This is a genomic window from Synechococcus sp. PCC 7502 (genome assembly GCF_000317085.1).
Classification (GTDB): Bacteria; Cyanobacteriota; Cyanobacteriia; order Pseudanabaenales; family Pseudanabaenaceae; genus PCC-7502.
In genome coordinates, this window is the sequence record NC_019702.1 from 295,931 (window position 1) to 322,333 (window position 26,403).

Annotated in this window: 22 protein-coding genes; 4 read left to right on the top strand and 18 right to left on the bottom strand. The window is 41.5% G+C overall.

The genetic code is table 11. The features are described from left to right. Positions 1-55: 55 nt before the first annotated feature. The 4 genes from SYN7502_RS01410 to rsfS form a co-directional block, all read right to left on the bottom strand. Complete coding sequence (locus SYN7502_RS01410; RefSeq protein WP_015167114.1) at positions 56-3,079, bottom strand: PAS domain S-box protein; 3,024 nt, start codon at positions 3,077-3,079, stop codon at positions 56-58. 173 nt (positions 3,080-3,252) lie between these two features. Further along, positions 3,253-4,968 carry an ABC1 kinase family protein gene (locus SYN7502_RS01415; protein WP_015167115.1) on the bottom strand — a complete coding sequence of 572 codons (1,716 nt, stop codon included), beginning with the start codon at positions 4,966-4,968 and terminating at the stop codon, positions 3,253-3,255. Between the two features lie 138 nt (positions 4,969-5,106). Continuing rightward, entirely contained in the window at positions 5,107-5,331 is a 225-nt protein-coding gene (locus SYN7502_RS01420) for a ferredoxin-thioredoxin reductase variable chain (protein ID WP_015167116.1), read from the bottom strand. 92 nt (positions 5,332-5,423) lie between these two features. Continuing rightward, positions 5,424-5,813, bottom strand: coding sequence for a ribosome silencing factor (gene rsfS, locus SYN7502_RS01425; RefSeq protein WP_015167117.1), 390 nt, complete (start codon positions 5,811-5,813; stop codon positions 5,424-5,426). A 102-nt stretch (positions 5,814-5,915) separates the two neighbouring features. On the opposite strand from rsfS, the gene SYN7502_RS01430 reads away from it, so the two are divergent. After that, positions 5,916-6,359: a hypothetical protein gene (locus tag SYN7502_RS01430; protein WP_015167118.1), complete on the top strand. Its 444-nt coding sequence runs from the start codon at positions 5,916-5,918 to the stop codon at positions 6,357-6,359. 4 nt (positions 6,360-6,363) lie between these two features. Here the strand turns inward: SYN7502_RS01430 and SYN7502_RS01435 are convergent, their stop codons facing one another. Next, a complete protein-coding gene (locus tag SYN7502_RS01435) occupies positions 6,364-7,299 on the bottom strand; it encodes an ABC transporter ATP-binding protein (protein WP_015167119.1) in 936 nt (311 codons plus the stop codon). Between the two features lie 2 nt (positions 7,300-7,301). Continuing rightward, complete coding sequence (locus SYN7502_RS01440; RefSeq protein ID WP_015167120.1) at positions 7,302-8,081, bottom strand: ABC transporter permease; 780 nt, start codon at positions 8,079-8,081, stop codon at positions 7,302-7,304. A 128-nt stretch (positions 8,082-8,209) separates the two neighbouring features. On the opposite strand from SYN7502_RS01440, the gene SYN7502_RS01445 reads away from it, so the two are divergent. Beyond that, positions 8,210-9,919 (top strand): ABC transporter ATP-binding protein, encoded by a 1,710-nt coding sequence (locus SYN7502_RS01445; RefSeq protein WP_015167121.1) that lies wholly within the window; start codon positions 8,210-8,212, stop codon positions 9,917-9,919. 3 nt (positions 9,920-9,922) lie between these two features. On the opposite strand, the gene SYN7502_RS01450 is transcribed toward SYN7502_RS01445, so the two are convergent. Both SYN7502_RS01450 and dusB read right to left on the bottom strand, forming a co-directional pair. Further along, the gene (locus SYN7502_RS01450) at positions 9,923-10,252 is read right to left on the bottom strand and encodes an STAS domain-containing protein (RefSeq protein WP_015167122.1); all 330 of its coding nucleotides are present in this window, start codon (positions 10,250-10,252) and stop codon (positions 9,923-9,925) included. A gap of 188 nt (positions 10,253-10,440) precedes the next feature. Beyond that, a complete protein-coding gene (gene dusB, locus SYN7502_RS01455; RefSeq protein ID WP_015167123.1) occupies positions 10,441-11,457 on the bottom strand; it encodes a tRNA dihydrouridine synthase DusB in 1,017 nt (338 codons plus the stop codon). 362 nt (positions 11,458-11,819) lie between these two features. On the opposite strand from dusB, the gene SYN7502_RS01460 reads away from it, so the two are divergent. Beyond that, the gene (locus SYN7502_RS01460) at positions 11,820-12,137 is read left to right on the top strand and encodes a DUF2605 domain-containing protein (RefSeq protein WP_015167124.1); all 318 of its coding nucleotides are present in this window, start codon (positions 11,820-11,822) and stop codon (positions 12,135-12,137) included. A 274-nt stretch (positions 12,138-12,411) separates the two neighbouring features. Here the strand turns inward: SYN7502_RS01460 and SYN7502_RS01465 are convergent, their stop codons facing one another. After that, entirely contained in the window at positions 12,412-12,822 is a 411-nt protein-coding gene (locus SYN7502_RS01465; protein ID WP_015167125.1) for an ATP-binding protein, read from the bottom strand. A 274-nt stretch (positions 12,823-13,096) separates the two neighbouring features. On the opposite strand from SYN7502_RS01465, the gene SYN7502_RS01470 reads away from it, so the two are divergent. Then, positions 13,097-14,248: a PP2C family protein-serine/threonine phosphatase gene (locus SYN7502_RS01470; protein WP_015167126.1), complete on the top strand. Its 1,152-nt coding sequence runs from the start codon at positions 13,097-13,099 to the stop codon at positions 14,246-14,248. On the opposite strand, the gene SYN7502_RS01475 is transcribed toward SYN7502_RS01470, so the two are convergent. From SYN7502_RS01475 to SYN7502_RS01515, 9 genes are all read right to left on the bottom strand, one after another. Then, a complete protein-coding gene (locus SYN7502_RS01475; RefSeq protein ID WP_015167127.1) occupies positions 14,235-14,567 on the bottom strand; it encodes an STAS domain-containing protein in 333 nt (110 codons plus the stop codon). The genes SYN7502_RS01470 and SYN7502_RS01475 overlap by 14 nt on opposite strands. A gap of 84 nt (positions 14,568-14,651) precedes the next feature. Then, entirely contained in the window at positions 14,652-16,649 is a 1,998-nt protein-coding gene (locus SYN7502_RS01480) for a glycosyltransferase (protein ID WP_015167128.1), read from the bottom strand. Between the two features lie 72 nt (positions 16,650-16,721). Then, positions 16,722-17,837: a glycosyl hydrolase gene (locus SYN7502_RS01485; protein WP_015167129.1), complete on the bottom strand. Its 1,116-nt coding sequence runs from the start codon at positions 17,835-17,837 to the stop codon at positions 16,722-16,724. A 13-nt stretch (positions 17,838-17,850) separates the two neighbouring features. Further along, positions 17,851-21,837 carry a DUF3131 domain-containing protein gene (locus SYN7502_RS01490; RefSeq protein ID WP_015167130.1) on the bottom strand — a complete coding sequence of 1,329 codons (3,987 nt, stop codon included), beginning with the start codon at positions 21,835-21,837 and terminating at the stop codon, positions 17,851-17,853. Positions 21,838-21,847: 10 nt separating this feature from the next. Further along, entirely contained in the window at positions 21,848-22,066 is a 219-nt protein-coding gene (locus SYN7502_RS01495; RefSeq protein WP_015167131.1) for a hypothetical protein, read from the bottom strand. A 61-nt stretch (positions 22,067-22,127) separates the two neighbouring features. Beyond that, a complete protein-coding gene (locus SYN7502_RS19215; RefSeq protein ID WP_015167132.1) occupies positions 22,128-23,336 on the bottom strand; it encodes a PIG-L family deacetylase in 1,209 nt (402 codons plus the stop codon). A gap of 80 nt (positions 23,337-23,416) precedes the next feature. After that, positions 23,417-24,499, bottom strand: a complete 1,083-nt coding sequence (locus SYN7502_RS01505; RefSeq protein WP_015167133.1) for a hypothetical protein — start codon at positions 24,497-24,499, stop codon at positions 23,417-23,419. A gap of 63 nt (positions 24,500-24,562) precedes the next feature. Beyond that, complete coding sequence (locus SYN7502_RS01510) at positions 24,563-25,036, bottom strand: thermonuclease family protein (RefSeq protein WP_015167134.1); 474 nt, start codon at positions 25,034-25,036, stop codon at positions 24,563-24,565. A gap of 26 nt (positions 25,037-25,062) precedes the next feature. Next, positions 25,063-26,349: a glutamate-5-semialdehyde dehydrogenase gene (locus SYN7502_RS01515; protein WP_015167135.1), complete on the bottom strand. Its 1,287-nt coding sequence runs from the start codon at positions 26,347-26,349 to the stop codon at positions 25,063-25,065. Between the last annotated feature and the right edge of the window lie 54 nt (positions 26,350-26,403).

Sequence of the window (26,403 nt, forward strand, 5' to 3'; positions counted from 1 at the left end):
GGTTTATAGTTTATATCTTTAGTTAGGTCAAAAGTTAGGTCTAATTAAGTCTAAATTAATCCTTCGTCAAATCAAGTAACTGGTCAAATCGAAAGGTATTCACTAAATTTCTTAAGCCATTAGCTAGATTACCATTAGAAACCTGGTCTATAAGCTCTAAAATCCGATCTTCATCCAGTTGGCTTGCGGCTAAGTGCATTTGCTCCCGCCACTCCGTGGACATAGCTTCAAGGTCTTGGGGTGTTAATTCTGGCTTGGATGTACCTAAAGAATTAGATGAATTAGATAAAAGCGATCGCTGCTGGAGATTGGGAATTTCGGCATAGATATACTGCAGTCCCAAATGTTCTCCCATTTTGGTAAAAATCAACTCGGCAGGGAAAGGCTTACGCACAAAATCATCACAACCTGCGGCTACAACCTGCGATCGCTCTTCTTCAAAGGCACTGGCAGTCAAAGCAATAATCACTGTGGACTGTCCTTGGGGTGTACCTTTAATTATTTTGGTTGCTGTATAACCATCCATAATTGGCATCCGCATATCCATCCAAATTAAGTGCGGCATCCAAGTTTCCCAAATTTCAATTCCCTCTTCCCCATTATTTGCCAACTTTACTTCAAATCCAAGTGGTTCTAGTAACTTTAATAACACCTGTTGATTTTCCCTGCGATCTTCAACAATTAAAATCCGATATTGAGGCTGATGGGGAGCCAAACCCGCGACCTGTCGAGTAAATTCCAACTGACGCATAGGCTGCTGCTCTTGGCTATTGGGAACAGGAATCTCGAAGCTAAAAATTGTACCCACGCCTACGGTACTACTAACGGTTATATCTCCACCCATCAAGCGCACAAACTGTCTACTGATCGGCAACCCTAAACCCGTACCCTCTTGAGATTTACGCCCTGAGGTACTTTGGATAAAAGCCTCAAATAAAGAATCAATTTCATGGGCAGCAATACCTGTACCTGTATCTTGAACTTCAAATAAAAGTTGCTGATAGTCTGGGTTGATCCCTGTAGTTTGCACCCGTAAGGTAACCGTACCTCGATTGGTAAATTTAATGGCGTTACCCATGAGATTAATCAAAACTTGGCGCAGTTTGCCTTCATCCCCAGAAATATAACGGGGGACATTGGGGGCAATTTCGCAGGTTAACCTTAATTGCTTAGACTTAGCCTTATATTTCAACATTTCCTCAATATTCATGAGTAGATAATGTAAATCAAAACTGCCGCAATTTAAGGTGGCTCGACCAGCTTCAATTTTTGACATCTCTAAAACATCATTAATTAGACATAACAAGTGTTCACCACTACGATTAATAATTTGCAGAGATTCTTGATGATCGGGACTTAGGGATGCATCTCTTACTAATACCTGAGTAAATCCTAAAATCGCATTTAAGGGCGTGCGTAACTCATGGCTCATATTTGATAGAAACTCGCTTTTAGCCCGATTAGCTTGATCTGATACTTCCTTAGCTCTTTGCAGTTCTGCTTCTGCCAACTTACGGGCAGTAATATTTTCGACTAAGCCCTCATAATACAAAAGCCGTCCCTGGGAGTCTCTGACGGTGCGGGCATTTTCCGAAATCCAGATGATGCTTCCATCTTTGCGATATACCTGCGATTCAAACCCTGAGATTGTGCCACAGGCTTCCATTAAGTCAATAAAATCTTGGCGGCGGTGGGGATCAACATAAAGCTCTTTGCCCACATCGTCAATTGCAAACATCATTTCCCCAGCCGATTCATAGCCATAGAGTTGAGCGAGGGCGGGATTAGCACTTAGGTATTGTCCATCATGGGTGGTTTGATAAATTCCCTCTACGGCATTTTCAAAGATGCTCCGATATTTCTCTTCCGTTGAGCGTAGAGCTTCTTCCGCCGCTACTCTGGCACTGACATCACGAATTAACCCAATGACAGACAATTCCCCGCTTAATTCAAATATGCCTACCCTTGCTTCAATAGGAAAAGTACAGCCATCCTTATGGCGATTAATGCCATTGATCGTAATTGGGGTACCCGGTTTCATCGCTTTCCATGCTGACTTTAGGGTTTCGGGTGGCGTGCCGACTTCGATATCAAAAACCGTAAGATTCAAAAGCTCATCACGGGTGTAGCCTAAGTTTTGGCAAGCTCTTTGGTTAACATCAGTAATATTGCCTTCGAGGTCATGGACAAATAGGGCATCAGCGATATTTTCTAAAAGAGATCGAAATTTTGCTTCACTTCTACGCAGATTTTCTTCCGCTTTTTTGCGATCGCTAATATCACTGAGAACGGAAATAATGCAATTTTCACCATTAATTGTAATTGGTTCTGCGGATATGAGTCCTACGCCAATTTCTCCCGATCGCAGCCTTAACTCGATTTCTTGGTTCCTAACATAGCCTTTCTGCGTTAAGGTTTGAATAAATTTTTGCCGATCATCGAAGTTTTGCCACATATTCAGTTCGAGGCTGGTGCGTCCAATGATTTCTGAGCGGGTATAACCAGAGAATTCTAAAAAGCTATCATTAACATCCAAATGACAACCATCGTCACGGCGGGTAATGGCGATCGCATGGGGCGTAGAGCGAAAGGCAGTGGCAAACTTGGCTTCGGAAAGAATTAAGGCAGTTGAGGCATCATTACGGTCTTGGATTTCCCGTTGGAGTCTAGTATTCTGCTCTTCCAGTTGTTTTTGTAAATCTCGAATTTTTAACTGATGTTTAATGCGTGCCAGAACTTCCTGTGCCTGAAAAGGTTTAGTAATATAATCGGCGGCTCCGAGGTCAAAAGCTTTGATTTTATCAGCAACACTATCTAAGGCACTCAAGAAAATTATGGGGACATCTTGAATTGTGGGCATGGTCTTAAAATGTTGACAGACTTCATAGCCATTCAAGCCCGGCATGTGAATATCTAATAGGATCAAATCAGGACAGTACATTTGCACTTCAGCTAGAGCTAACTCGCCACTGGGAATACACCTAGTCGTATAACCATGCTTAGTCAGAATTCGCTCTAAAAGTAAGAGATTACTCAAAGTATCGTCAACTACCAATATGTCTGCCTTAAATTTGCCCATACTAATAGCGAGTCTAGTCCTAAATCTACTTAAAGCTAACTTAAATCTGTAAGTGAGTAAGTCAGCTTATTCCATTCCAGCTTGTGTTTAAGCTTAGCTTATTTACAAAGGGATAACTACCTGTTTTATGGCTTAGTCTTGACTTAAAATAACAGGCTAATAATAGGATAAAGTTACGGATTAATTGGCGGGGAAAAACTTGGGATTAATGCCACGGGAATCATGGCAGCGATCGCCTGGGGAATAGGAGGAAGGGAAAAATTAAATCTACCCATAGCTGCATTCCATAGTTTTGTAGGTTCCAAGTCTGCCGCAATCAATTGCCATAGTCTTTGTATTTCCGTAATATGCAAACGGTCATCTTCGGTCAATGCCATAATTAGCCTTTGGCGCAGTAATTTACCTTCTTCGGAAAAAAGATATTGTAAACCCAGAGTTGCAGTGGGAACTAGATCAAAGTTTTGGTCAGATTTGGCGATCGCAATCAAATTTTCCAGCCTTGCCCATTGGAATTTATTATCCTTAAACAACACCTCTAGTAATCTTCGTCTTAAGCTGGCGGATTCATCGGTTAATAGCCGTCTTGCCACGTAGGGATAGGCAACTTGGACAATCTTAAATTCGGGATTCATGCTGAGTGCCACACCTTCTTGGGTAATTACAGAGCGAATAATTAGGGCAAACTTAGCGGGTAAACAGAAGGGGTAGGTGTACATTAAATCCGAGAAGCGATCGGTGACAACCTTGAAGTTAAATTCACTGACTTTTTCGGTCATAATATCGCCTAATACCGCTTCTAGGGCAGCAACTATGGGCATCATCTCCACATTGGGTGCGAGAAACCCGAGGTTGACGTAATCCTGCCCTAGCTGTTGGTAATCCTTATTAATTAAATGCACCACGGAATCGACAAGTTGTTCTTTGGTATTCAGGTCTAGTTGATCCATCATGCCAAAGTCAATGTATGCCATGCGTCCGTCATAGGTGGCGAAAAGATTGCCGGGGTGGGGATCGGCGTGAAAAAACCCAAATTCCAAGAGTTGACGCATTCCCGATAAGACCCCAATTTTGACTAGTTCATCGGTATCTAACCCTGCAGCTTTAATGGCGGCGGTATCCGTAAGTTTAATGCCATTGATCCATTCCATTGTTAGAACGTAGCGGGTGCTGAAACGGCGATATATTACAGGAACCTTGACTTGGCGATCGCCTGCAAAATAAGTGGCAAACCGTTCGGCATTGGTGGCTTCATTAATATAGTCAATTTCCTCAAATAGTTTTAAGCCAAATTCATCAACTACGGTATCGAGATTTTGTCCCAGATTTAGAGGTAAGAAAGGGGCGATCCAAGTAACTAGTTTACGAATTACATAGAGATCAAGGGTAATTGTCGGGATTAGGTTCGGTCTTTGTACTTTAATTGCTACTTCTTCTCCAGTCAGGAGATTAGCTTTATATACCTGCCCTAAACTAGCAGCTGCCACTGGGGTAGGCGATATATAAGCATAAACTTGATTAAGGGGCAATCCCAATTCCCTTTCGATGGTACGGAAAGCATGTGGAGTAGGAAAGGCGGGTAATTGATCTTGAAGTTTAACTAGTTCTGCTAAAAAGTCGGCTCTGACTAAATCTGGGCGAGTGGAAAGAGCCTGTCCAATTTTAATGAAGGTGGGACCAAGCTTAGTAATAATTCGACGTAAGTGCTGTGCCCGTTTAGTTTGATTTTTAAGTTCTTGATTGGTGATCTTATCCCAACCTAATCCCCAGATAAAACCCAAAAACATGAAGATAACGGACAGGATCCGCCAAATTGCTAGCCAAGGGCGGCGATTGTAGTGATAGGCGATCGCCTGATAGTCGTAGTCATGACACTGATCGAGATAATTCACGGTGCTTATAGTAGAAATTTATTAACTTGAATAAAGAAACTAAATAAATGAATTTAAATTAAGGCTTAGATCAATTGTAATAATTCTTTAGAAATATGGTGTTTAGCTTTACACATCCGAGATCGTTTTAACTAGAAATTAACTAGCAAGTTTGATCTCATGGCTACCGAGATGCACTTTAAACTTATCGCCAAGTTTGACCTCATAGGGATAGTTAGGGCTAATGGGTCTGCCATGCCATTCGGTAATTATGGCTATGATTTCTCCTTCTAAGCCTTGAATATCAAAAGCCTCACCTTTATGACTGGGATGATGGTAAACCTTAATAGATTCAACAACAGAGATGCGATCGCCAACCTTCATATATTTTTCCTTAATATTTTTCCCTAGTGCAGTTTACAGAAAGTCGTGGTGATCAGACAATCTCCCTCTTACATTTAACCAATTAACCAAACTTAACTAATCGCTGCTAGACCAATTTGATCAAGGGTAAATTTCGGTGCATGACCCCAAAAGGCTTCTAATCCGTAAAATTCTCGTTCTGTTGGCATCATAATATGGACAATCACATCCCCATAATCTTGGAGAATCCAACCAGCATCACTTTCTCCCGCCATGCGAATTGGCTCCCGTTGTAATTCTTCGCTGATTTTAGTTTTGATGCCATTGGCGATCGCCCGTACCTGAGCTTTGGAGCGTCCCGTCGCAATGATAAAATAATCCGCAAGTACCGAAACCTCACCTATAGCTATGATCAAAATATCCTCAGCTTTGCGATCATCGGCGGCAAGTGCTGCCATTACTGTCATTTTGTAGGTGAAGTCTTGAGTTGGATTTGAGGTCATAGGTATTTTCTTGACTATTTTTTCAGCATAAAAGCATTAAGTTGTCTAGCATATAGCTTATATTTACATTACTGTTAGGAGATTTGCACAAGTTTATAAATAATGGCAACTTATTTCTTGCAATATTTAATGCGATATTTTTGGAGATTTTTAAAGTTTATTCCGCCTCTTGCGATCGCTAGCTTTATTTTAGTCGGTTGCCAGCCCAGCAGGTTTACGCAATGCCAGCAGATCATCCAAGTTACAAATAGTGCTAAGTCTGTACCTGTGGCACAAAATCCCAATGAATTTACGGTAATTGCTCAGAATTTAGAAGGGATTAATCTGAAAGTTCAGGCGATCGCGCTCACGGATAAAACCCTAAATAGCTATAAGATCGGATTCTCCCAACTTTATACAGCCGTGGCACAGTCATCCCGTCAGATTGCCCAGTCCGTTCAAGAACGCAATCAAAATAACTTGAATCAATCTCAACAGCAATTGCAAGTTTTAGCTGACCAAGAAGTAGCTTTGGTGGCTGAGGTGAACAAATACTGCACTGAATAATAAATCAAGTATTAATCAAACTAGAAACTAAGGGAATACTAGGTTCTAGGCGTTCTCTAGTTAGTTCCACATAGATATTTTCCAGACGTACAGGTTGGATAGAGATAGAGTCGATCGCAATACCACCAAATAAAGTCACAATTTCCTGTAAAGACCGATGTTCGGGCAGCCAAAATGCTAAATCATTACCATAGCGGTGGTGACTAAATCCTAAACTTTGACCACGGGCGATCGCTAATTCTTCCACAGGCGTATGCATAATTAAAATCGCTGCGGCTGGAATCACACTGCCCAATTCACTCAGGCTTCCTTCAATTAGGAGTTCACCATTTTTGAGAATGCCAATGCGCTGACAGAGTCGTTCTGCTTCTTCTAACAGATGAGTTGTGAGTAACAGGGTCATACCTTGGTAGCGCAGTTGATTTATCAATTCCCAAATTTGATAGCGAGCTTCAATATCTAAGCCTGTTGTGGGTTCATCTAAAATTACTAACTTAGGGGCATGGACTAGGGCGATCGCTATGTTAATCCGCCGTTTCATCCCACCACTCAAATTTCCAACTATGCTTTTAGCTCGATCAGTAAGATTCACAGCCGCCAAACAGTTTTGAATTCTTTGCTGTTTCAGTTGTCCAGTCAACCCATACAAAGTTGCAAAAAAATCAAGGTTTTCGTAACAGGTTAACCCCTCATAGAGTAAATTTTCCTGTGGCACAATCCCAATCATTGATTTAGTCAGAGTGCCTATGGACTGGTTATCAATGGCGATCGCCCCACTGTCAGCATTAATCAAATTACAAATAATATTAATTAGTGTAGTTTTACCCGCCCCATTGCGCCCCAAGAGTCCGTAGATTTCCCCTGCGGGAATATGCAGATTTATATCCCTTAAAACTTGGCGATCACCGTAGAACTTAGATAAATTTTGAATTTTGAGCAAAGTTATAGTCTCCTCTCTGTGGAGAGCATTCTGCGGTATGCCAACCAGCCACTAGCTAAAGATATAAGTAAAAAACCACCTAAAAATAAGAAATGCAGCCTTAAATCGTAATCATCTAAATCCTTAGCACGATAGGAAATAGCTAATAAAGCCTCGTTCATGTGATAAATCGGATTAAACTGCGTAACTAATAGCAACTGCTTGGGTAAAAAAGTAGTCGGGACAAATGCCCCCCCCAACATCAATAAAGGCACACCAAAGCCCGCCACTAAACTATTGACATCCTCTGCCCGCCGTGCAAATTGAGTACCTAATAAAAATCCCATGCCCACATAGGAAGCAATACTACAGAAAATTACGATCGCCCCAAGGAACCAAGAGCCAGAAAATTCTACCCCAAACAATGCCGCCACGGTATAGATCAGTAAACTCTGCCCGATTCCAATACAGCCATAGGCGCAAAAAATGCCCAGGAAATAGGATATGCCCGCCAGGGGTGATAAAAATAAACGTTTGATAGTTTTGCTTTCCCGTTCCGCCACAATCGTGGAAATTGTCCCCCCTAGGCTGCTAAAAAATAAAGCTGCGCCCACTAAAGTTGAAGGTGTAGCCAGTCTAAATGCCTCTAAGGTTGTGATTTTACTACCTTCAGCCAAAATGAAACCATTAAGCAAAAGCATAGATATGGGGAAAATTACCCACAAAATTAAAGTTCGCTGCTGTCGAAATAGCTCAGTTAAAATGCGGCGGGCGATCGCTCTAGTTTCATACCAATATTTCATGTACAAAATACTACAACCCAAGAGCTAATTCGGACAAGTATTGCTATGACTCAGATACTATCCGTAGAAACAGCATGGTAGTCTTGTTTAAGATTCATTAATTTTTAATTCATTAATTATCAATAAGTATGTTGCGTCTTGAACACATTCAAAAAATCTACCCCACAGGCGAGGTGCTTAAAGACGTTAATTGGGAGGTAAAGCCCGGCGATCGCATTGGTTTAGTTGGTGTCAATGGTGCGGGTAAATCCACCCAACTCAAAATTATTGCAGGGGAAATTGAACCCACTTCTGGACAAATAATTAGACCCAGCAGCTTAAAAATTGCCTATCTTACCCAAGAATTTGAAGTTGATCCCAGCCGCACGGTTAAAAATGAGTTTTGGCGGGTATTTACTGAAGCCAACGAAGCTCAGGCTGAACTAGCAAAAGTCCATGCCCAGATGGAAAAGCTAACCGAAAATGATGACTTTGATCAGTTATTAAAGCAAATGGATCGACTCCAACGTCGATTTGAAGCATTAAATGGCTATGAATTAGAAAGCTCAATTGATAAAATTCTGCCCGAATTAGGTTTTGTTCCCCAAGATAGCGATCGCACCGTAGATCAATTTAGTGGTGGCTGGCAGATGCGGATGAGTTTAGGTAAAATCCTGCTCCAAACCCCAGATTTATTACTCTTAGATGAACCGACTAACCATTTAGACCTTGAAACCATTGAGTGGCTCGAAAAATATCTAAAGGGTTTGAAAACGCCGATGGTAATTGTGTCCCACGATCGCGAATTTTTAGATCGTTTATGTACGCAAATAGTGGAAACTGAACGGGGTGTATCCCAAACCTATATAGGTAATTACTCTTCCTATCTCACCCAAAAAGCAGAGGCACAGGAAGCACAGATGAGTGCCTTTGAACGTCAACAAAAATATTTAGACAAACAACAAACCTTCGTAGATCGATTTCGCGCCAGTGCAACCCGCAGTACCCAGGCAAAGAGCCGTGAAAAACAACTAGATAAAATTGAGCGAATTGAAGCTCCAGATAGTGATGTCAGAACCCTACGCTTTAAATTTCCGCCTGTAACTCGAACGGGTAGAGTAACCGCAGAAATTCGGGATTTAACCCATGCCTACGGTGACAAGATTTTATTTATTGGTGCCAATTTAGAGATCGAACGGGGCGATCGCATTGCCTTTGTCGGACCTAACGGCGCAGGAAAATCTACCCTCCTGAAAATGATTATGGGGATCGAACCCTATAACGAAGGCATTATTGAACTAGGGCATAATGTGCTACCTGGGTACTTTGAACAAAATCAAGCTGAGGCACTTGACCTACATAAAACTGTCCTAGCAACCATTCACGATGACTTTCCCAAAATGACCACCGAAGAAGTACGGGGCTTACTGGGAAGATTTTTATTTAGTGGTGACACTGTATTTAAAAAAGTTGGTGATATTAGCGGGGGCGAAAAGGCAAGATTAGCACTGGCAAAAATGCTAATACAGCCTGTAAATTTTTTAATCTTAGATGAACCTACAAACCATCTGGATATTCCTGCCAAGGAAATGCTGGAAGCGGCACTAAAGGAGTATGAAGGCTCGGTAGTTATTGTGTCCCACGATCGCTACTTTATCTCCCAAGTTGCTACCAAAATCGTGGAAGTGCGAGATTGCGAATTGCGTGTGTATGCAGGTAATTACGATTACTATCTATCTAAAATTGAAGAGGAACAAAGGGAAGCAAAACATGCGGCGGAAATGAAAGCAAAGGCAGAAAGAGATGCTGCTAAAAAAGAAAAAGAACGGGATAAACAAAAGGCAAAGGCGAAGAAATAAAACCTAGTAATTGGGAGGAACAATCTTAAAGATCGTGTTGACGCAGGTTAGTTCAAATAGCTCCTGCACTTGACTAGATACTGAACACAATGCCATCTCTCCACCTAATTCTCTAATTTTTCTCAGACTAGCAATCAAGCAACCTAGCCCCGAGCTATCCATTTGCTCTACATTCTGTAAATTAATTAATAGGACTAGAGGTCTTTGTTCCATAGCGGAATTTAATTGCGATCGAAAGGCGGGAACGGTAGTAGCATCAAGTTTGGGATGGGGGCAAATAACTTCTAATAATTCCAAAACCATAAGTGCCAATTTCTCCGTAATTCCTAACAAAACAGTGATTCTACTCTATTAAGCAAGAGTTTTTAACCATTTTGCACAACTTAGACCTGTATTTAGATTGATAAAGTTCAATTCCGATCATTACGAGCCAAATTTTCAACTCAACTATTTCATGGTTGATACAGCCAGTATAGACTACCTTAACACTCTAAAAAATTAGTACTCACTAATACCAAGAGCTAACTCGAAGCCAACAATTCCATAGCCTGATCCAGTAAATCTAACCCCTCAGATAAAGTTTCAATCAGGCATAGTTTTCCCCGTAAAGTTGCAGCACCATTAAAACCCTTACAGTACCAAGTTAAATGTTTTCGAGCTTGACGAATACCCCGATCGCCCTTGTATTCATGTAAACCAATTAAATGCTCACGGGCAACTTGCAAACATTCGAGGGCAGAGGGTTTAGGTTTATGCTCACCAGTTTTTAGGTAGTGATCAACTTCTCCCACTAAAAATGGATAGCCCATAGTGCCACGGGAACACATTACTCCATCCGCCCCAGTTGCTTCTAGGCAGGCGATCGCTGCTTCCGCAGAAAAAATATCACCATTGGCAATCACAGGAATTGTAAGAATCTCTTTAACTTTTTTGATCCATTCCCACTTAGCAGCCCCATTGTAACCCTGCGCCCTAGTGCGACCATGCACAGTAATCATTTTGGCACCAGCATCTTCCATGCGTTTAGCAAAATCTAAAATATTAATTTCCGCCTCACACCAACCAATGCGGGTTTTCACAGTTACTGGCACATCTACAGCCTTGACCACCGATCGCACAATTTCCTCGGCAATTTCGGGTTGACGTAAAAGCGATGATCCCCCACCATTTTTAGTAATTTTATTTACAGGACAGCCCATATTAATATCAACGGTATCTGCCCCCTCGGATACAGCCCTTTGAGCGGCTTCTGCTAAAAAATTAGGACGACAATCAAATAATTGAATACTAATCGGAGTTTCCGATCGCTCAATTTCCATAATTTTCGGCAGCTCATTCACATAATGCAAACCCGTAGCATTAACCATTTCCGTATAGGTCATGGAGTCAGGTGCATAGTTACGCACCAATCGCCTAAATACTAAATCCGTCACGCCTGATAGGGGCGACTGCAAAACTCGGCTTTTCAACTCAAAGTCACCTATTTTCAAGGGTTCTGATAATCTAGCTTTAAGGTTGGTTTGACTGGTTTCTGACATTTTTTTTGCTAACGTAACTTTTCTGATTTTTTATTAGGGCAGTTTTGAGGTTTATATCACTGGCTTGGCGATCGCTATTTTTTACCTTTTATGTTCAATCGTCCTTCAAGCCTCCATAGATATAATAACCCTGATTTGTAAGGCTCAAACCCACGGCAAAACCAATTGATTTAATAAAATTGATCAAAATAAAATACCAAGCAAATGTTAAGAAAAGTTACGAACTTGATATAATTGTGGTTGTCTTCAAACTTTCAAATTTTCAGTCAAATTTTTAATCAAATTTTAAAATTGTTAGTTTTAGATTTTTTCTATTAGTCCTGTAAGCCCGCCTGTTATTTTAATCATAGGTACTTAAAGTTATGAACAATTCTGCCTTTCCCGATGCTGAAGTATTAAAAAATATCTTTGAGCCACTTTTAGAAGACTTTGAATATTGGTTTGGGCGATCGCTAGTTCTACTTGAAGAGGAAGAACTTGATTTCATGACCGATATCCAAAAACACGACTTGATTACGAGAGTTAAAGACACCCTCCAAGCGGTGCAAACTGTCAAAATGATGTACAAATTATCGGGGGAACAAGTTGGTATTGAAGTACAGGCTTTAATGCCTTGGCATAACCTTATGATGGAATGTCAATCGGTGGGAATGCGTTTTCGCCAAAGTCAGGCTAGTTAAGGTGAATTCCCAATGAGCTAATTAGACTTTTGGGTATTTTACTTGGACTTGATTATTACTCCTTTTCTAGTATAAAAATTATACTTAGGATTTACGCACTCAATTGGGGCTTTACCCCAAGAGTCTCTCAAATACCACGAAGGAGTTTCACCCCATTTAATTAAGTTAAGTCTATTTTTATAGTGAGAAGGGATTAGGATCGTTACCTGCAACCAACTCAAATTACGGCAAGGCTGTTGTTAAGTTCAGATTAATATAAGGTTAACTAAAATGGTTAAAAGCGCTTAATCATAAGTAAGCAATTGCGACCATCGGGCAAGTGATCGTACCTAAAAACATCAACAATCTGGTGAATTAAATCTAAGCCCCTTCCCCCTAAAGCATTAATATCCACATCATCTAGATTTGCTAATTTATCTGACAGCGCAAATCCTGCACCATAGTCAAATACCTTCATTTCCAGACTATGATCTTCGAGCACCGCTTCCAATAAAATTGGGGTATTCTTAGGCATACCCTTGTGAGCATGACGCACGGCATTAGTAAATACTTCAGCCAGAGCAGTTTTACAGTACAACCAGTCATTTTTGGGCATATTGGTATGATCAAGTTCCTCAAACCAATTTAGGACTGCGGCTAGTTCACTTAAATCAGTATTAACTTGGAGGGCGATCGTTTGAACCACGGGCAGTTTTAGAAAAGTTGTATAAAAAATTGTATAAAAAAATCTATGTCCTAACTATAACAAACACTAGTTTGTCGAATTGAGAATCTGATTTTTAACTAACCTAGCCACCTTATCTAGCTATAGAATTACTGAAAGCAAAAAAAGTATAAGGTTAACAATATTGCAGAGTATCCTCCTTACTTCAGTAGTTCATATTTATTCACTAAGTCCTTACAATTACTGTGAATAAGGGTAATTTTTTCCATAATTCTAGCTTTAATACGGGTGATAAATGTTACAAGTCTTGGTAATTGATGATGATCCCGTCATGCGGATGATTCTTAAAAATGCCCTTCAAGAGCAAGGTTACTTGGTAATTTTGGCTAAGGATGGGCAGGAAGGTATTGATCTAGCTAAAAAGCATCACCCCGCTTTGGTGATTTGTGATTGGCTTATGCCCAAAGTTGATGGTTTAGAAGTTTGTCTACAAGTTAAGCAAGAACCTAGTCTTTACTATACTTTTTTTATTTTATTGACCTCACGCTCGGCGGTCGAAGATAAGGTTCAGGCTTTAAATCATGGTGCCGATGATTTTCTCTCAAAGCCAATTGACAAAATGGAATTGATTGCCAGTGTCAGAGCAGGGCTGCGATTATATCAACTCAATCAGGACTTACAATTACAGAAGCAGCTATTGGTGGCAGAGCTAAATGAGGCAAGTGAGTATGTGCGATCGCTTTTACCTAAGAGTTTAGATCATAATGTCAAAATTCGCACTGAGTTCTTACCCTCTAGTCAGTTAGGCGGAGATTGCTATGATTTTTATTGGCTTGATCCCGATCATCTGGCAATTTACTTAATTGATACCTCGGGGCATGGGGTTGGTTCAGCATTACTGTCGATTTCGATTTTAAATCTTTTGCGATCGCAATCCTTCGGTAAAGATAAATTTTACGATCCCAAAATCGTCATGACCGAACTGAACCGTGCCTTTCAAATGAGTCAGCAGGGTGGTCGATATTTTACGATGTGGTATGGGGTATATCAGCAATCAGAACGCAAATTAGTGTATGCCAATGCTGGACATCCTACTCCCATTGTAATTTCAGGTAATCATGACAATCTTAAGATTAAACAATTACCAAGTCTGAGTATTCCCATTGGCTTTTTCCCTGATGCCGAGTACACCAGTGCCGAATTATTGATTGATAGGAATACTAGCCTTTATATTTTTAGTGATGGTATTTTTGAAGTAATGCAGGAAACTGGGAGAATTTGGGGTTTAGCTAATCTGATTAAGTTATTAACCAATGAATTGCCTTTAAGTCAAAATATTACTGGTCAAAACTTCACGGCGGAGTGGGTACGGGAACATATTCGTAAAGAAACCCCTGATGCCGATTTTAGTGATGATGTTTCTCTAGTGCATATTAACTTTCCGTAGTCAGATTAACAGCCAGATCAAAGGCAGAGCGATCGGGATATATATCAAATACCTTATCCATTCTTGTTAACTCCATGATGATCCGCACTTGATCGTTAAGGGAAGATAGATAGAGCTTGGCATTTTTAGTACGAACCCTTTGTAAAATTGCCACCAACGACCCTAAACCAGAGCTATCCATAAATGTAATATTCGTGAGATCAAGCAAAATTATTTCTGCTCCTGCTTCTAGTAAATCAGTGACCTGACGGCGAAGTTTATTGCCCCCGGCATTGTCAATTAGTCCTGCTGGTTCTAGTACCTTTAAAGCTGCACTCATGATTTATTACCTTTTTTCCTGTTTAATATACTATTTTTTTTAATTGATATTTTTAATTGACTTTATCTATCAATCAAGCACTACTCAAACATTTAATTTGGCTTCTTCTTTAGGTTGCCACACTGCTGCTCTGATTACAACCGATAGGAGGGAAATGTTATAGATTGCCCAGCCGCTATTTAGTAAATATACCCAAGGATCGGGTAATGTTCCCATTAAAAAGCGGATTAAGCTCCAAGCCATGCCTACAATACTCAAGATGACGATCGCTAATTGTGGTACGACTAGATTTAGATAGTTACCTGATTGTCTCTGTTTAGGTGTAACTTGAAAATTCAGAGGTGTGCGCGAAAATACACTCCAAATCGATTGGATAAATAGGGGAAATAGAGCGATCGCATACTGTTCTGACCGCCATAGCTCACCTGCTGGAATCCCCCAAGTTGCGGCTAAAAAAGTTAGGCGATTGATGATAAAGGCAGGAAAAAAGTGAATGGCAAAATCATTGCCAAAAGCCTTTACAGGAATAATACCCGTGAAGAAAAAGATAATCGGACAGCTAATAAAAATTACCGTAGCAAAGCCAGAAAAATAGCTGTACATAGTTTGAAAGTATTGCAAGCGTTGCCAAAAACTTAAACCGGACTTAATTAGAGGATTTTCCTGCACTAGCACTTGAATAGTACCTTGCGCCCAACGCAATCTTTGCTTCAAGGTTGAACCTAAATCATCGGGAGCTAGTCCTTCGGCTAAAAGTTCATTGTGATAGACCGATTGCCAACCCGCACCGTGTAAGCGCATGGCAGTATTCATATCCTCGGTAATGCTACTACTGGACATGCCCCCAATTAAATTAAACTCATCAATGCGAGACGCATCCTTTTCTAAGGAATCGGAAAAATATTGCAAGCCCACATTAAGTAGAGCCTCACGGCGCAGAATGGCATTAGTGCCAGTATAAAAGGCGGAATTTAAGCCATCTTTACCCTGTTGAATAGGACCATAAAATAAGTGAGCAGAATGCCCGTAGGGATCGCCAGGGGGGAGATTATAAAAATCCTGAGGTGTTTGGACAAAGGCAATGCGATTACTTTCATATTTACCTGTCCATTGATTGTAGCTAAAGAAGTAGGGTAAGACCCGTTTTAGAAATTGGGGTTTGGGAATGTGATCGGCATCAAGGGTAAGAATAAAGTCCCCGTTGGTTTCACCCGAAAAAATCGCATGGTTGATGTTTCCAGCTTTGGCATGGTGGGGTTTGCCGGGAGTTTTGGTGCGGGCAATATAGCGGCATCGGACTAGATCACTTGCCTCTTGTTGTTTTTGCCGAATTTCCTGTTCAAGGCGTTGTTGTTCTTGGACTAGGCGATCGCTAATACTCACACTAGTGGTTTCATGTCCAACCATAAACACAAATACATCACGCAGGGTCTGTAAAAATTTACGCGTTCCATGATTAGGGGGCAGGTTTTGCAGAAACTCCTCGGCTTCATTGGTCTCAGGCAGCAGTTCCTGTAGTTGCTGGAGTCTAGTTTCCAGTTCTGCTCTAGCAATTTCTAGGTGGGTTGATTCTATCTGCATTTTGGGCGATCGCAGGTCTTCAATCGCTAAATTTTGGGACATGGCGCGCATTTGATCAGACTTGCCATCATCGAGAATATATACCCGCAGTTTATTTACAGGATAGTCAATTGCCAAGGCTGCCCTTGCTGTTTCTTCTACCATCTCTACAGGTTCGTTGTAGCAGGTAATAAATATATCCACAGGGGGAAATTTATCCTCAGGAAAAGCTGGTCGGAGTTGATCGAGCGATCGCACCTGTCGTTCTAAAGGTCGCCATAACCCAATCGTAAACATTGCCCCACCGACAAAGCTATAAATTTCTGCCACCAATAGGGGAATTGCCAGCCACAAAGCATTAAAGTTAACAGAATTAGTAATGCGCCAACTTAAATACCATGCTCCCAAGATCAGGTTAATCTCAGCCAAATAGCGAAATAGAAGCGTACGTTGTTTGAGCCGCGATCGCATATTACCAATAAAGGTGGGGGAATTCTCAATAATGGTAGTGGGTGAAGTCATAGGTTTATTAGAATTAGAATGATCCAGTAATTAGGCTGAAAAGCTTTAGGGCAAAACCCTTTCAGTCTAGTTTCAATTTTGGGAGCGACTAAAAATCTGACCTATAGACTGAGGTGAAACATAGGCAAAGGCATCATCAGCAACCACTGTCTTATAGCTTTTAGTCATATTTGAATTTTGTGATTTTATTTGCGTATCTATTTGCGTATTTAAGTGCCAATCACATTCCTTGGCAATATTGAAATAAATAATAGCTTGTACTGATGAAGCTAACGCTAAATGTTGATAAGCTGCATATAACCATGCTTCTTTAGCAAGTGCATCCGCAGTCATGGGCTTACTATAGCTACTTGATGCCGTTTGGGTAATGAAAATCGGTTTAAGGGGAGCGATTTTTTTCATCCTATTAATATAGGAATCATAGGTGTCTTCAGGTTTGTCCCACAGCTTTCTTTGATTGAGGGGATGCTGACAATAGCCCCAATTGTAGGCACTAAACCCAACTACATCGACCCTTTGATCACCCGGATAATAGTTTTCAAAATCATGCTCCCGTGTGAAGCTAAAACCATTGGGCGCAAATACCCAACGCACGGATGCCGGTGAAACACTAGCTTCAGTAAATATCTGCTGTAAACGCATATAAGCCTGCTTAAAGTTTTGGGCATCAAGGCTATAGGTTTCCCCCGCAATATTCATCTCTGGTAGGGGAGCAATAAACATCATGCGCCCATCACCTTTGTTAGTCCAGTTAGCAACCGCCTGGGCTACCTTTTGGATAGATTGGTCTAGGTTACCTTGGGCAATTTCGGAGGCTAAGCCTATGGATTTAAGGTTAATCAAAGCCGTGTAACCATTTTGCCAAAGGATTTCTAAACGATTGCCAATATTGTAGGCTGGGTTTTCGTCTTGAATATCCATAAATATACCAACAAGGGTATGTTTCTTCCCCGCCCAAGTATCTAATTGGCGTAGCTGTTGATCGATAATGTTCTGCTCTCCTGCATAGCCTTGGGTATATAAACCAAGAAGAACAGGGGATTGTTTGGAGGTAATCGAATTTGCGAGGGACTGATTAAAGCCTGCGATCGCCAAAATCAGGAAAGTTACCAATCCCCAAAAAATAGCTATTTTCTTCACCTTTAGAGCTTTTAGTTGATGAATTAGTGGATGAGTTCTATGTGTCATTAACCTAATTAGATTAAGAAGCAAGAGCTATACTTCCCCTTGCCTTGTACAGTAGGCTTTCTAAAATAATACCGTTGGTATTGTCATCAATAACTTTGTTAATGCCTAAATTAGGATTTTCATATTTTCCTGAAAAATAGCCCCGATCGGGTTCCGTAAGGCTTTTACTACTATTACGCAGAGTTAGAGCATAATCATCTTTCATTAAAGCACTCCAGCCAAAGGCGGCTTTGGTACTAGTAAATTTTAACTGGGGATAGGGTTTGCCCTGACTGCTAACGGCTTGCCAAGGTTGACCATCAACATACACGCTGTAGTAAAGAAAATGGGGCGGGCGATCGAGGGAATCTTCATTTACAGCCGTAATGATCTTGCTACGTTGATAACGCTGTGCCTGCAAACGATACAAATTCCCTGCTTGACGCTTCCCCATATTATTCCAGCCAATTTCTAATCCCCATAAAACATAGGGATCACTGGTGAGATGGTTGCTGGCTCCAGAGGTTTTGAAGTTACGGCGATCGACTTCTAGGGGAATACCGTCTAAATTAATAGTTTGAGTGGGGGGATTATTAAGGGCATTGATTGCTTCGATATTCCAAAATTTGAGGCAGTGGGCGGCATATTGTTCGTAACCTAGTCTGCCTTCTTGCAGATATTGCAGGCGATCGCGTTGATCAGGGTGTTGTCCATACAGCCAGCCATCTTTAACTAATTTAGTCAGTTGCCAACGTTGGACAATGGTATTAATCCGACCTTTATATTCGGGATAGTGAACTCGTAAAACATGCAGAGACATTAACAATCGAGCCGTATCTAAAGCTGACCAACCACTGATGCCATTAGGATCGGGTGTATTATCTAGTTGGCGCATTTGGGCGGTACTTGTGCTATAGGCTTTGTTAGGTAGTCCTCGCTTGGGAATTGTAAGTTTATCTAAGGTATTTAGAAACTTTGTTAGTCTTTGGTTAAATACTGCGGGTGTAATTACGCCCAACTGCATAGCCGCATGCAGCCCCATTAAAGCACTACCTTGATCCCAAAGGGTAGTCCACTCGTAGCCATCTACGGCATTTACCATCCCTGTTTGGGGGTTCCAGTTGCGTTCAAAATATTTCCATGCTTGCTTGGCGATCTGTTGATCTTCTGGAATAAGGGCGATCGCTTTCTTCGGGATAGGGAGACTAGGTTGGGTAGTGATTTTACTTAAGTCAACATAAGGCAATCCAGACAAAACTTGAGGGCTAGGTTGGGTTGCTTTTTTAGGGGTAGGTTGTGCAGGAGAGGTGGCAACGGAATGGAGTACATCTATGGACTCCCAGTAAGGGGGATTAGTGCCATCCCTAATGAATCTTGCAGTGGGTTGAGGCTGACTTGGTAATCCATGTAATCCATTAGATATATTACCTGAAGCAATTGTTTGTATCCAAAGAGATTTTACTTTACTGGGGAAGAGCAAGGTTTGTTGATTAGTGGCACGATAGAGCAAAGCTTGCAAAATTAAGCTGTTGGTCTTAGCAGTTTGGTTATTTTCTCTCTCTTTAGATTTTTCGTAATAGCCTTCGTAGTATCCCAGTTGAGGATTGTAAAGGTCGGTTACCGTTGACCATAACTGCTGACTATAGGGATCATTAGGGTAGAGAGCATAGAGAGCAAAAGCCACGCCTGCACTGACTAAGCGATCATTGGCTACGGAGTTACCACTGTCATCTAAATTTGCCCAAGGTTGCTCATTACCAACTACGGTACTATGCAGGATATAAGGCGGGGAGCTAATAGCTGCGCTGTAGGCAGTCGTAAATAATTTGGTGCGATTAAAGCGTTCCGCTTGAGCTTGAAAAATTTGAGTAGCTAGGGCTTTCATGGCGGGATCGAAGCCAAATTCTAAACCATATCGCAAAAATGGTTCCCCTACAGTTAGTTGGATTTCTGCGGATTTCAGAGCATCACCACGACTGATGGGGACATCAAACCCTTCCACTTTAACTTTCCTATAGTTGGTAGTGACGGAGGTACGCTCGACATCAAAGCCCCATAATTGAAAAGCACGGGCAGCATACTCGCTATAACCTAAACTGACTTCAGGAATTACCCTTGTTAGCAATCGCCCCTGTTGATCTTGTTTAACTATGCCGCTAAATAGAGCTTGATCCTTCACCACTTGCAGGTATGACCAATCTAAGAGAATGCGATCGATGGAATCAGCATATTCAGGAAAACAAACTTTTAAGCCATAGAATGCTGATAGCAACCTGCCCAGATCGACTGCAGACCAACCAGTACCATTGGTTACAGGATTCCCCCCATAATCTACGGGTTGCAATGACCAAGGATCATAGCTGCGATTGGGCAATTCCCCACCAAATAGGGGTATCTGCCGTAGGGAAGTTAATAATTGTTGGAGGCGTTGGTTAAATTCATCGGTACCAATTATTTGCAAGCTTTTTGCCGATCTAAGAGCCGCAAGATAGTCACCAATGCCACCGATGGTTGCACCCTTAAAATCACTTCGATCATTAACTAGTCCCGTGGCTTGGGTATTACGTTGAAAATATTGCCATGCGGCTTGGGCATAGCGGCGATCGCTCTGGCTAAGGGGCTGATTTAATTTGGGGCAGTTAGAGTTTGCTCTTGCTTGATTACCGAATTGATTACTAATTGGTTGATTAATGGTACTAAGTTTGGCAGGGGTGGCGATCGCATTGGTTTTAATTAATGGAATATTACCCCTCGCCTTATAGTAGAGAATTTCTAAAATTAGTCCGTTGGTGTTGCCAGTTAGGGCTTTATTGGGCTGTTTAGTGGTTTCGTACTGTCCCGCATAGTAACCTTCGTTATTTGGACTATATAAATTAGTTACAGTATTAAAGACTTGTTGAGCATAGGCATTAGTGGGATAAAGGTAATGCCAGCCAAAGGCAGCTTTGGTACTAATACTGCGAAATTGCGGATAAGGCTTATTCTCATCGGTAATTGCCGCCCAGGGTACCCCATTGGCATAGACGGTGTTATAGACAAAGCGGGGGTCTTCATCAATATTATCCTCGGTAACCGCCGTTAACTGTCCTGTTTGCAGGTAGCGTTGCCTTTGTACCTCTAGCACCCTTGCTGCATAGTCAGCCAGTTCCTGATCCCAACCAAACTCAATGCCATCAAGAATATAGGATTCACTGACCACATAGTTATTAGCTTTAGTAGTCTGATAGTCACGGGTATCTACGGGAATCTTGATTCCGTAAATATCGACAAACTTAAAGGGTTGATAGGACTTAGCTTTGTTGGCTTTGAAGCCCCAGAGTTCATACCCCCGCACCGCATATTCTTCGTAACCGAGGCGACCTTCCTGCACCAATAGCGTTTTGCCATCCTGAGTCACCGTGGCTCCGTAAAGCTGATCATTTGCCAGCGATCGCCCAAGTTGCCAGCGTCCAATAATGCCCTTGAGCCAGTCAGCGTATTGGGGATGACAGGTACGAATGATATGAAAAGCTGTTAATATTCTGCCTATATCTAAAGCTGACCAACCAATACCTCTGGGCGTGGGATTGTTCCCGTAATCGCTCATCTGAGCATTAGCAGTGTTATAGACTTTATTGGGAAGAGCATCATCAAAGAGTTTGAGTGAGCCTAAAGTATTGAGGAATCTGTTGAGCTTTTGGTCAAATTCTGCCTGAGAAACTAGGTTTAACCACCGTGCTGTATTCAGTGCCACTAGATAGTTCCCCAAATCCCAGAGCGATGCTGATGGATAGTTATTTGCAGCATTGACAAAGCCCGTACTGGGTTGATAGTTATTCACAAAATATTGCCATGCAGTGCGGGCATACTCCTGTTCTGCGGTAGTAAGGGGCGCATTAATCACACTACAGATACTGGGATTTGTTGAGTTAGGGAGTTGGGCGATCGCTCTATTCATCCATAGTTGTGATGGATATAAGGCTATGATTATACCGATCAAAAACATCGCCACGCCTTTAACCCATCGGGGATAGATACTCATGTTTTCATTCCTATTTTGTGGGCGGAGCCTTGGGGATTGACGGCTTTTGTATTTTTTTAGTATCGCTTTTTTGCTGAATCACAGGTGTCTGAAAAGTTTTGATTGTCGGGGTCTTTAGACTACGGGAAAGAGTCTCTAGTCCATAGATTAAGGCGATCGCAGTAACGACCCCACCCACAGTAGATAGAAGCACCCATTGCAGTGGTGGTGGATCAAATTGAGAGTTCATAGGTTTATTATCTCCATCAGTAATGGATTATAGCTTAGGGTCTCTTAGTCTCACTTAGTTTCTAAATGGCAGTCTTAAAAAAATCCTGTGCAACACATTGCCGATCTATCTGAAATGCCTCAAAGTAACCTCCTTCAAAATGACCAACTTCTCTTGCCCAAAACCGAGATAAATTGATAATTGACTCTAACTTCATGAATGATTTATTAGTTTCTGACTCGTAGCATTGAATCGCCGCAATTTTTGTTTGAATTACGGAGCTAATATCCACAAATAAATTAGGTAAAAACCCCCGCATAAAGACTGGAGGGGCTGAATACCAAAGGGTAATTTGCTTGCGAATGGCGACGTTAGAAACTCCTACAGCACAAACTTCATGATCTCTATGCCCATATTTTTCTGACTGTGGCGCATGGGTAATGATTAGGCTAGGCTGATGTTGAGCAATTACTCTTTCCGTTAGTTTAATTACCTCTTGAGCCGTAAAAGCACATTCTTCTAAGCTATGGAATTCATAGGTAGCTCCGATCAGCTTACCGGCTGCGATCGCCTCTTGTTGTCTTAGTCCTTTAATGGGAGAACTGGAATGATTGCCGTCAGTGAGAACAACACAATGAACTCGCCAACCTACCTGAGACATCAAAAATAGCGTCCCAGCACAGGGTAAAACTTCATCATCTCCGTGGGCATGAATTGATACGACTAAGGGGTTTAATTGATTTAACTGATTTGCAAAATAACTTGGCTCAATCGCATGTCTAGCCAGATAAAATGCTTCAAAGTAACCACCGCCATAACCCAATTCCCTTGCCCAAAACCGTGCTAGGACAAGAACTGTATCTAAATTAAGAAAAGTTTGAGCAGTACTGATTTTTTGCTGAATGGCGGCATTAATATCCACAAAGAAGTTGGGTTCAAAATTGCGGAGGAAAGCTTGGGGGGAGGCATACCATAGGGCAATCTTGTGCTGCAAAGCTAATTTAGTTACGGCGATCGATATTGATTCTTGATTTCTAATATGGGAATGATCAGGATGGGTAATAATTAAATCTGGCTGCAAATTAATAACCACAGTTTCCAGATTTCCTTTTTCTATACAAAAAAAATGAACCTGGGCTCCAAGTTCTTCTTGAATATTAGCAATAGAAAATGGAGAGTCAACGGCAAAGTAGCAGTGAATTTGCCAGCCCGTTTGAGATATTAAGAATAGGGTACCTACTACTGATAACAAGTCATCAACTTGCTCAAATACAGTAATAACAGTTTTCATATATCTGATTGGTCGCTGTGAATATTAAAGGTACACTATTGAGTAGAGGTGTTAGTGCATAATAACTCGAAATTTACCCCTTAAAACTTGACCCGTAACTGTCCAGAGATAGTAGAACTGTTATAGGCACTGTCCCCAGTTTCTAGACGACGCACATTACTGAAAACATAGCCCAATTCGGCTTCAATATTGTTAGAGATTTTGGTCGTACACCGCACCTGATAACTTTGGGCAGGGGTAAATGCTCCATTCAATCGCTGTTCACCAAGGGTAGTTGCTAAACGACAGCGTAGAAAATCGACTAAATCTCCCTCCCATGCTACTTCGCCGTTATAAACTAAAAAGTCTGGTGGAGAAAAGTAACCACTAGTAGAGTTAACATCACGGGCGTAAGCCCAAGTAAATAAATTGGCGGCGATCGCAAACTGCCCGAACTTATGCTCAACACGAGTAAAGGACTGTTGTTCGGTATTGCCGTCATTGTAATTGCCCCAGCGATATAAAGAAAATAGACTGGTATTAGGATCAATTTGCCAGTAAATATTAGGACCAAAGCGGCGGGTAGTAATTTGATTATTCAGGGTAGCGGCATTAAACTTATAGGGTTTTTGTTCGACAAAGGCAAATACTGTTACCCCTGCTAATACAGGAACAGCAGCAGTAATCTCAAAATTAGCAGTGGTAGGGAGCCGATCAAAAATATTTAGTCCAGCGATCGCAGTTAGATTAACATCCCCAAATTGTTTAACAACACTAAGTTGGAGGGGGATATTCCGCACCGATGGATTGCCCTCTAAATTAAAAGAGTTGTACCCAGTCTGGAAGCCTAGAAGCGTGCCATCGTTAAATCGCCATTGCCAAGTTGGTTCTATGGTTACGTTATTTTGTCCAAAGTTGTCACTAAAATTTTGAAAATTGATTTTGACATTATCAAATACGAAGTAATCATTAGTCACAGATTCTGCTGGTACAGAAGGCTGCGGAGTTAGTGTGGTAACTGGTGGTTCCTGTTTTAAGGCGGGATTAAAGCCACTGGGAGTATTAGCAATCAGGTTTTGTTCCTCTGCCCAAGCTGACATTTTTGTTCCGAAACTCTCTAATCCAATTTCTAAGCCCAAATTTAGAGCGATCGCCGTCAGAATCAAAAATTTATATAAGCGCATAAATATAAATAATGGTGGCAGAAAAATAAACTATCAGGATTATATTTTCTTCTTAACTGAGATTTAGTAGCCTTCTTTCCTAAATTCTTGGGGTGATTGAATATTGGTTCCCCTTGCCCAGATTCCTAAACGCTGCTCTTGGGCATTTTTTTGAGCCTCACTATATCCTTCACAGCCCTTACCCGATGGATTATAAAACTCAGCATAACCTTGCTCCACTAAAAGTTTATTAATGTTGCCCCGATCGCTGATAATTTCCGCCACAAATCGACCAATGCGATCGCGCCCCAAGATATTTAATTCAAAGGGCTGGTTTTCAACTAGGGCTTTTAATACTTTTCGTGCTTTCTGCCCCTGCACTTGTTTGAGTTCTGGTGCATCAATGCAGGCTAGGTGTACCTGAGCTTTAATCCCCTCATGAATAATTGTGATGTTATCGCCATCGTAAAATTTGACTGTATTGAATGCCCAAGCGGGAGAGCAGTTAATAATTACGCTAGTGATCAGAACAAGGAGTATGACTAAAATTTGCGGCATTAAATCCAATTGCGCTAAGTATCTTTCTAAATATCTCTATGGATAAAGGATTTGGGATTACTGCCACTATAGTCTGCCACGATTTGTCCATGTCCTTGGAGATGATATTTATAGGTTACCAGTCCTTCTAAGCCTACAGGACCACGGGGCGGCATTTTTTGGGTACTGATTCCTACTTCTGCACCAAAACCATAGCGGAAGCCATCGGCAAATCTGGTAGAGCAGTTATGATAAACCCCTGCGGCATCAACATCACTGGCAAAAATCGTCGCCACTTCAGGATTAGTCGTAGCGATCGCCTCGGTGTGCTTAGAACCAAAGGTATTAATGTGATCAATGGCTGATTCTAAGGAATCTACTATTTTAATGGACAAAATTAAATCACAATATTCCGTTGCCCAGTCAGTTTCAGTCGCAGGAATCAAATCGGGATATAAACTCAAGGTTTGATCGCAGCCCCGCAGTTCCACATTTTGGGCTTGCAAGGCGGGTATGACCTTAGCCAGAAATTCGGGAGCGATCGCCCGATGGATCAATAAAGTCTCAATGGCATTACAGGCAGAGGGATACTGAGTTTTAGAATCAACTGCGATCGCCACAGCTTGATCAATATCTACAGTTTGATCCACATATAAATGACAAATACCATCAGCATGACCGAGGACAGGAATATTCGTATTCGCCTGAATAAATCGCACAAAATCATTAGAACCACGGGGAATAATTAAATCGATATGCCGATCCATTTTCAGAATTTCCATAGTTTCAGATCGAGTAGTCAATAACTGCACCACCTCTGGAGCTACGGCTGAAGTTTGTAATGCTTTATGGATAATTTTGGCGATCGCCTCACAGGATAAAACCGCTTCACTCCCACCTTTTAGTAACACTCCATTACCCGATTTAATCGCTAAGGCGGCAATTTGGGTCACAGCATCGGGACGTGCTTCAAAAATTACACCCAATACTCCTAAGGGGCAGGTGATGCGCTCTAAAATTAAGCCTGTATCTAGTTCACGATGAATTTGTCTAATGCCTGTGGGATCGCTTAGGCGGGCAACATCTCTAACTCCCACTGCCATCGCTTTGACTTTATTAGGATTCAGTTTTAACCTGCTAATTAGTGGGGCTGCTAAATTTGCGGCTACGGCATTTTCCACATCCTGAGCATTAGCTTCTAAAATTTGATCGGCATGGTTATTCACAGCATCAGCGATCGCTTCTAAAGCTGAATTTTTAGCGGCATGATCAAGTTTTGCCAGACTACGGGCAGCAGATTTCGTGATTTGAACTGTCTCTAAGAGCGATCGCATAAAATTACTTCAAAATACCCGCCTATTATATCCCAGCTTCTCAGAATGCAGGAT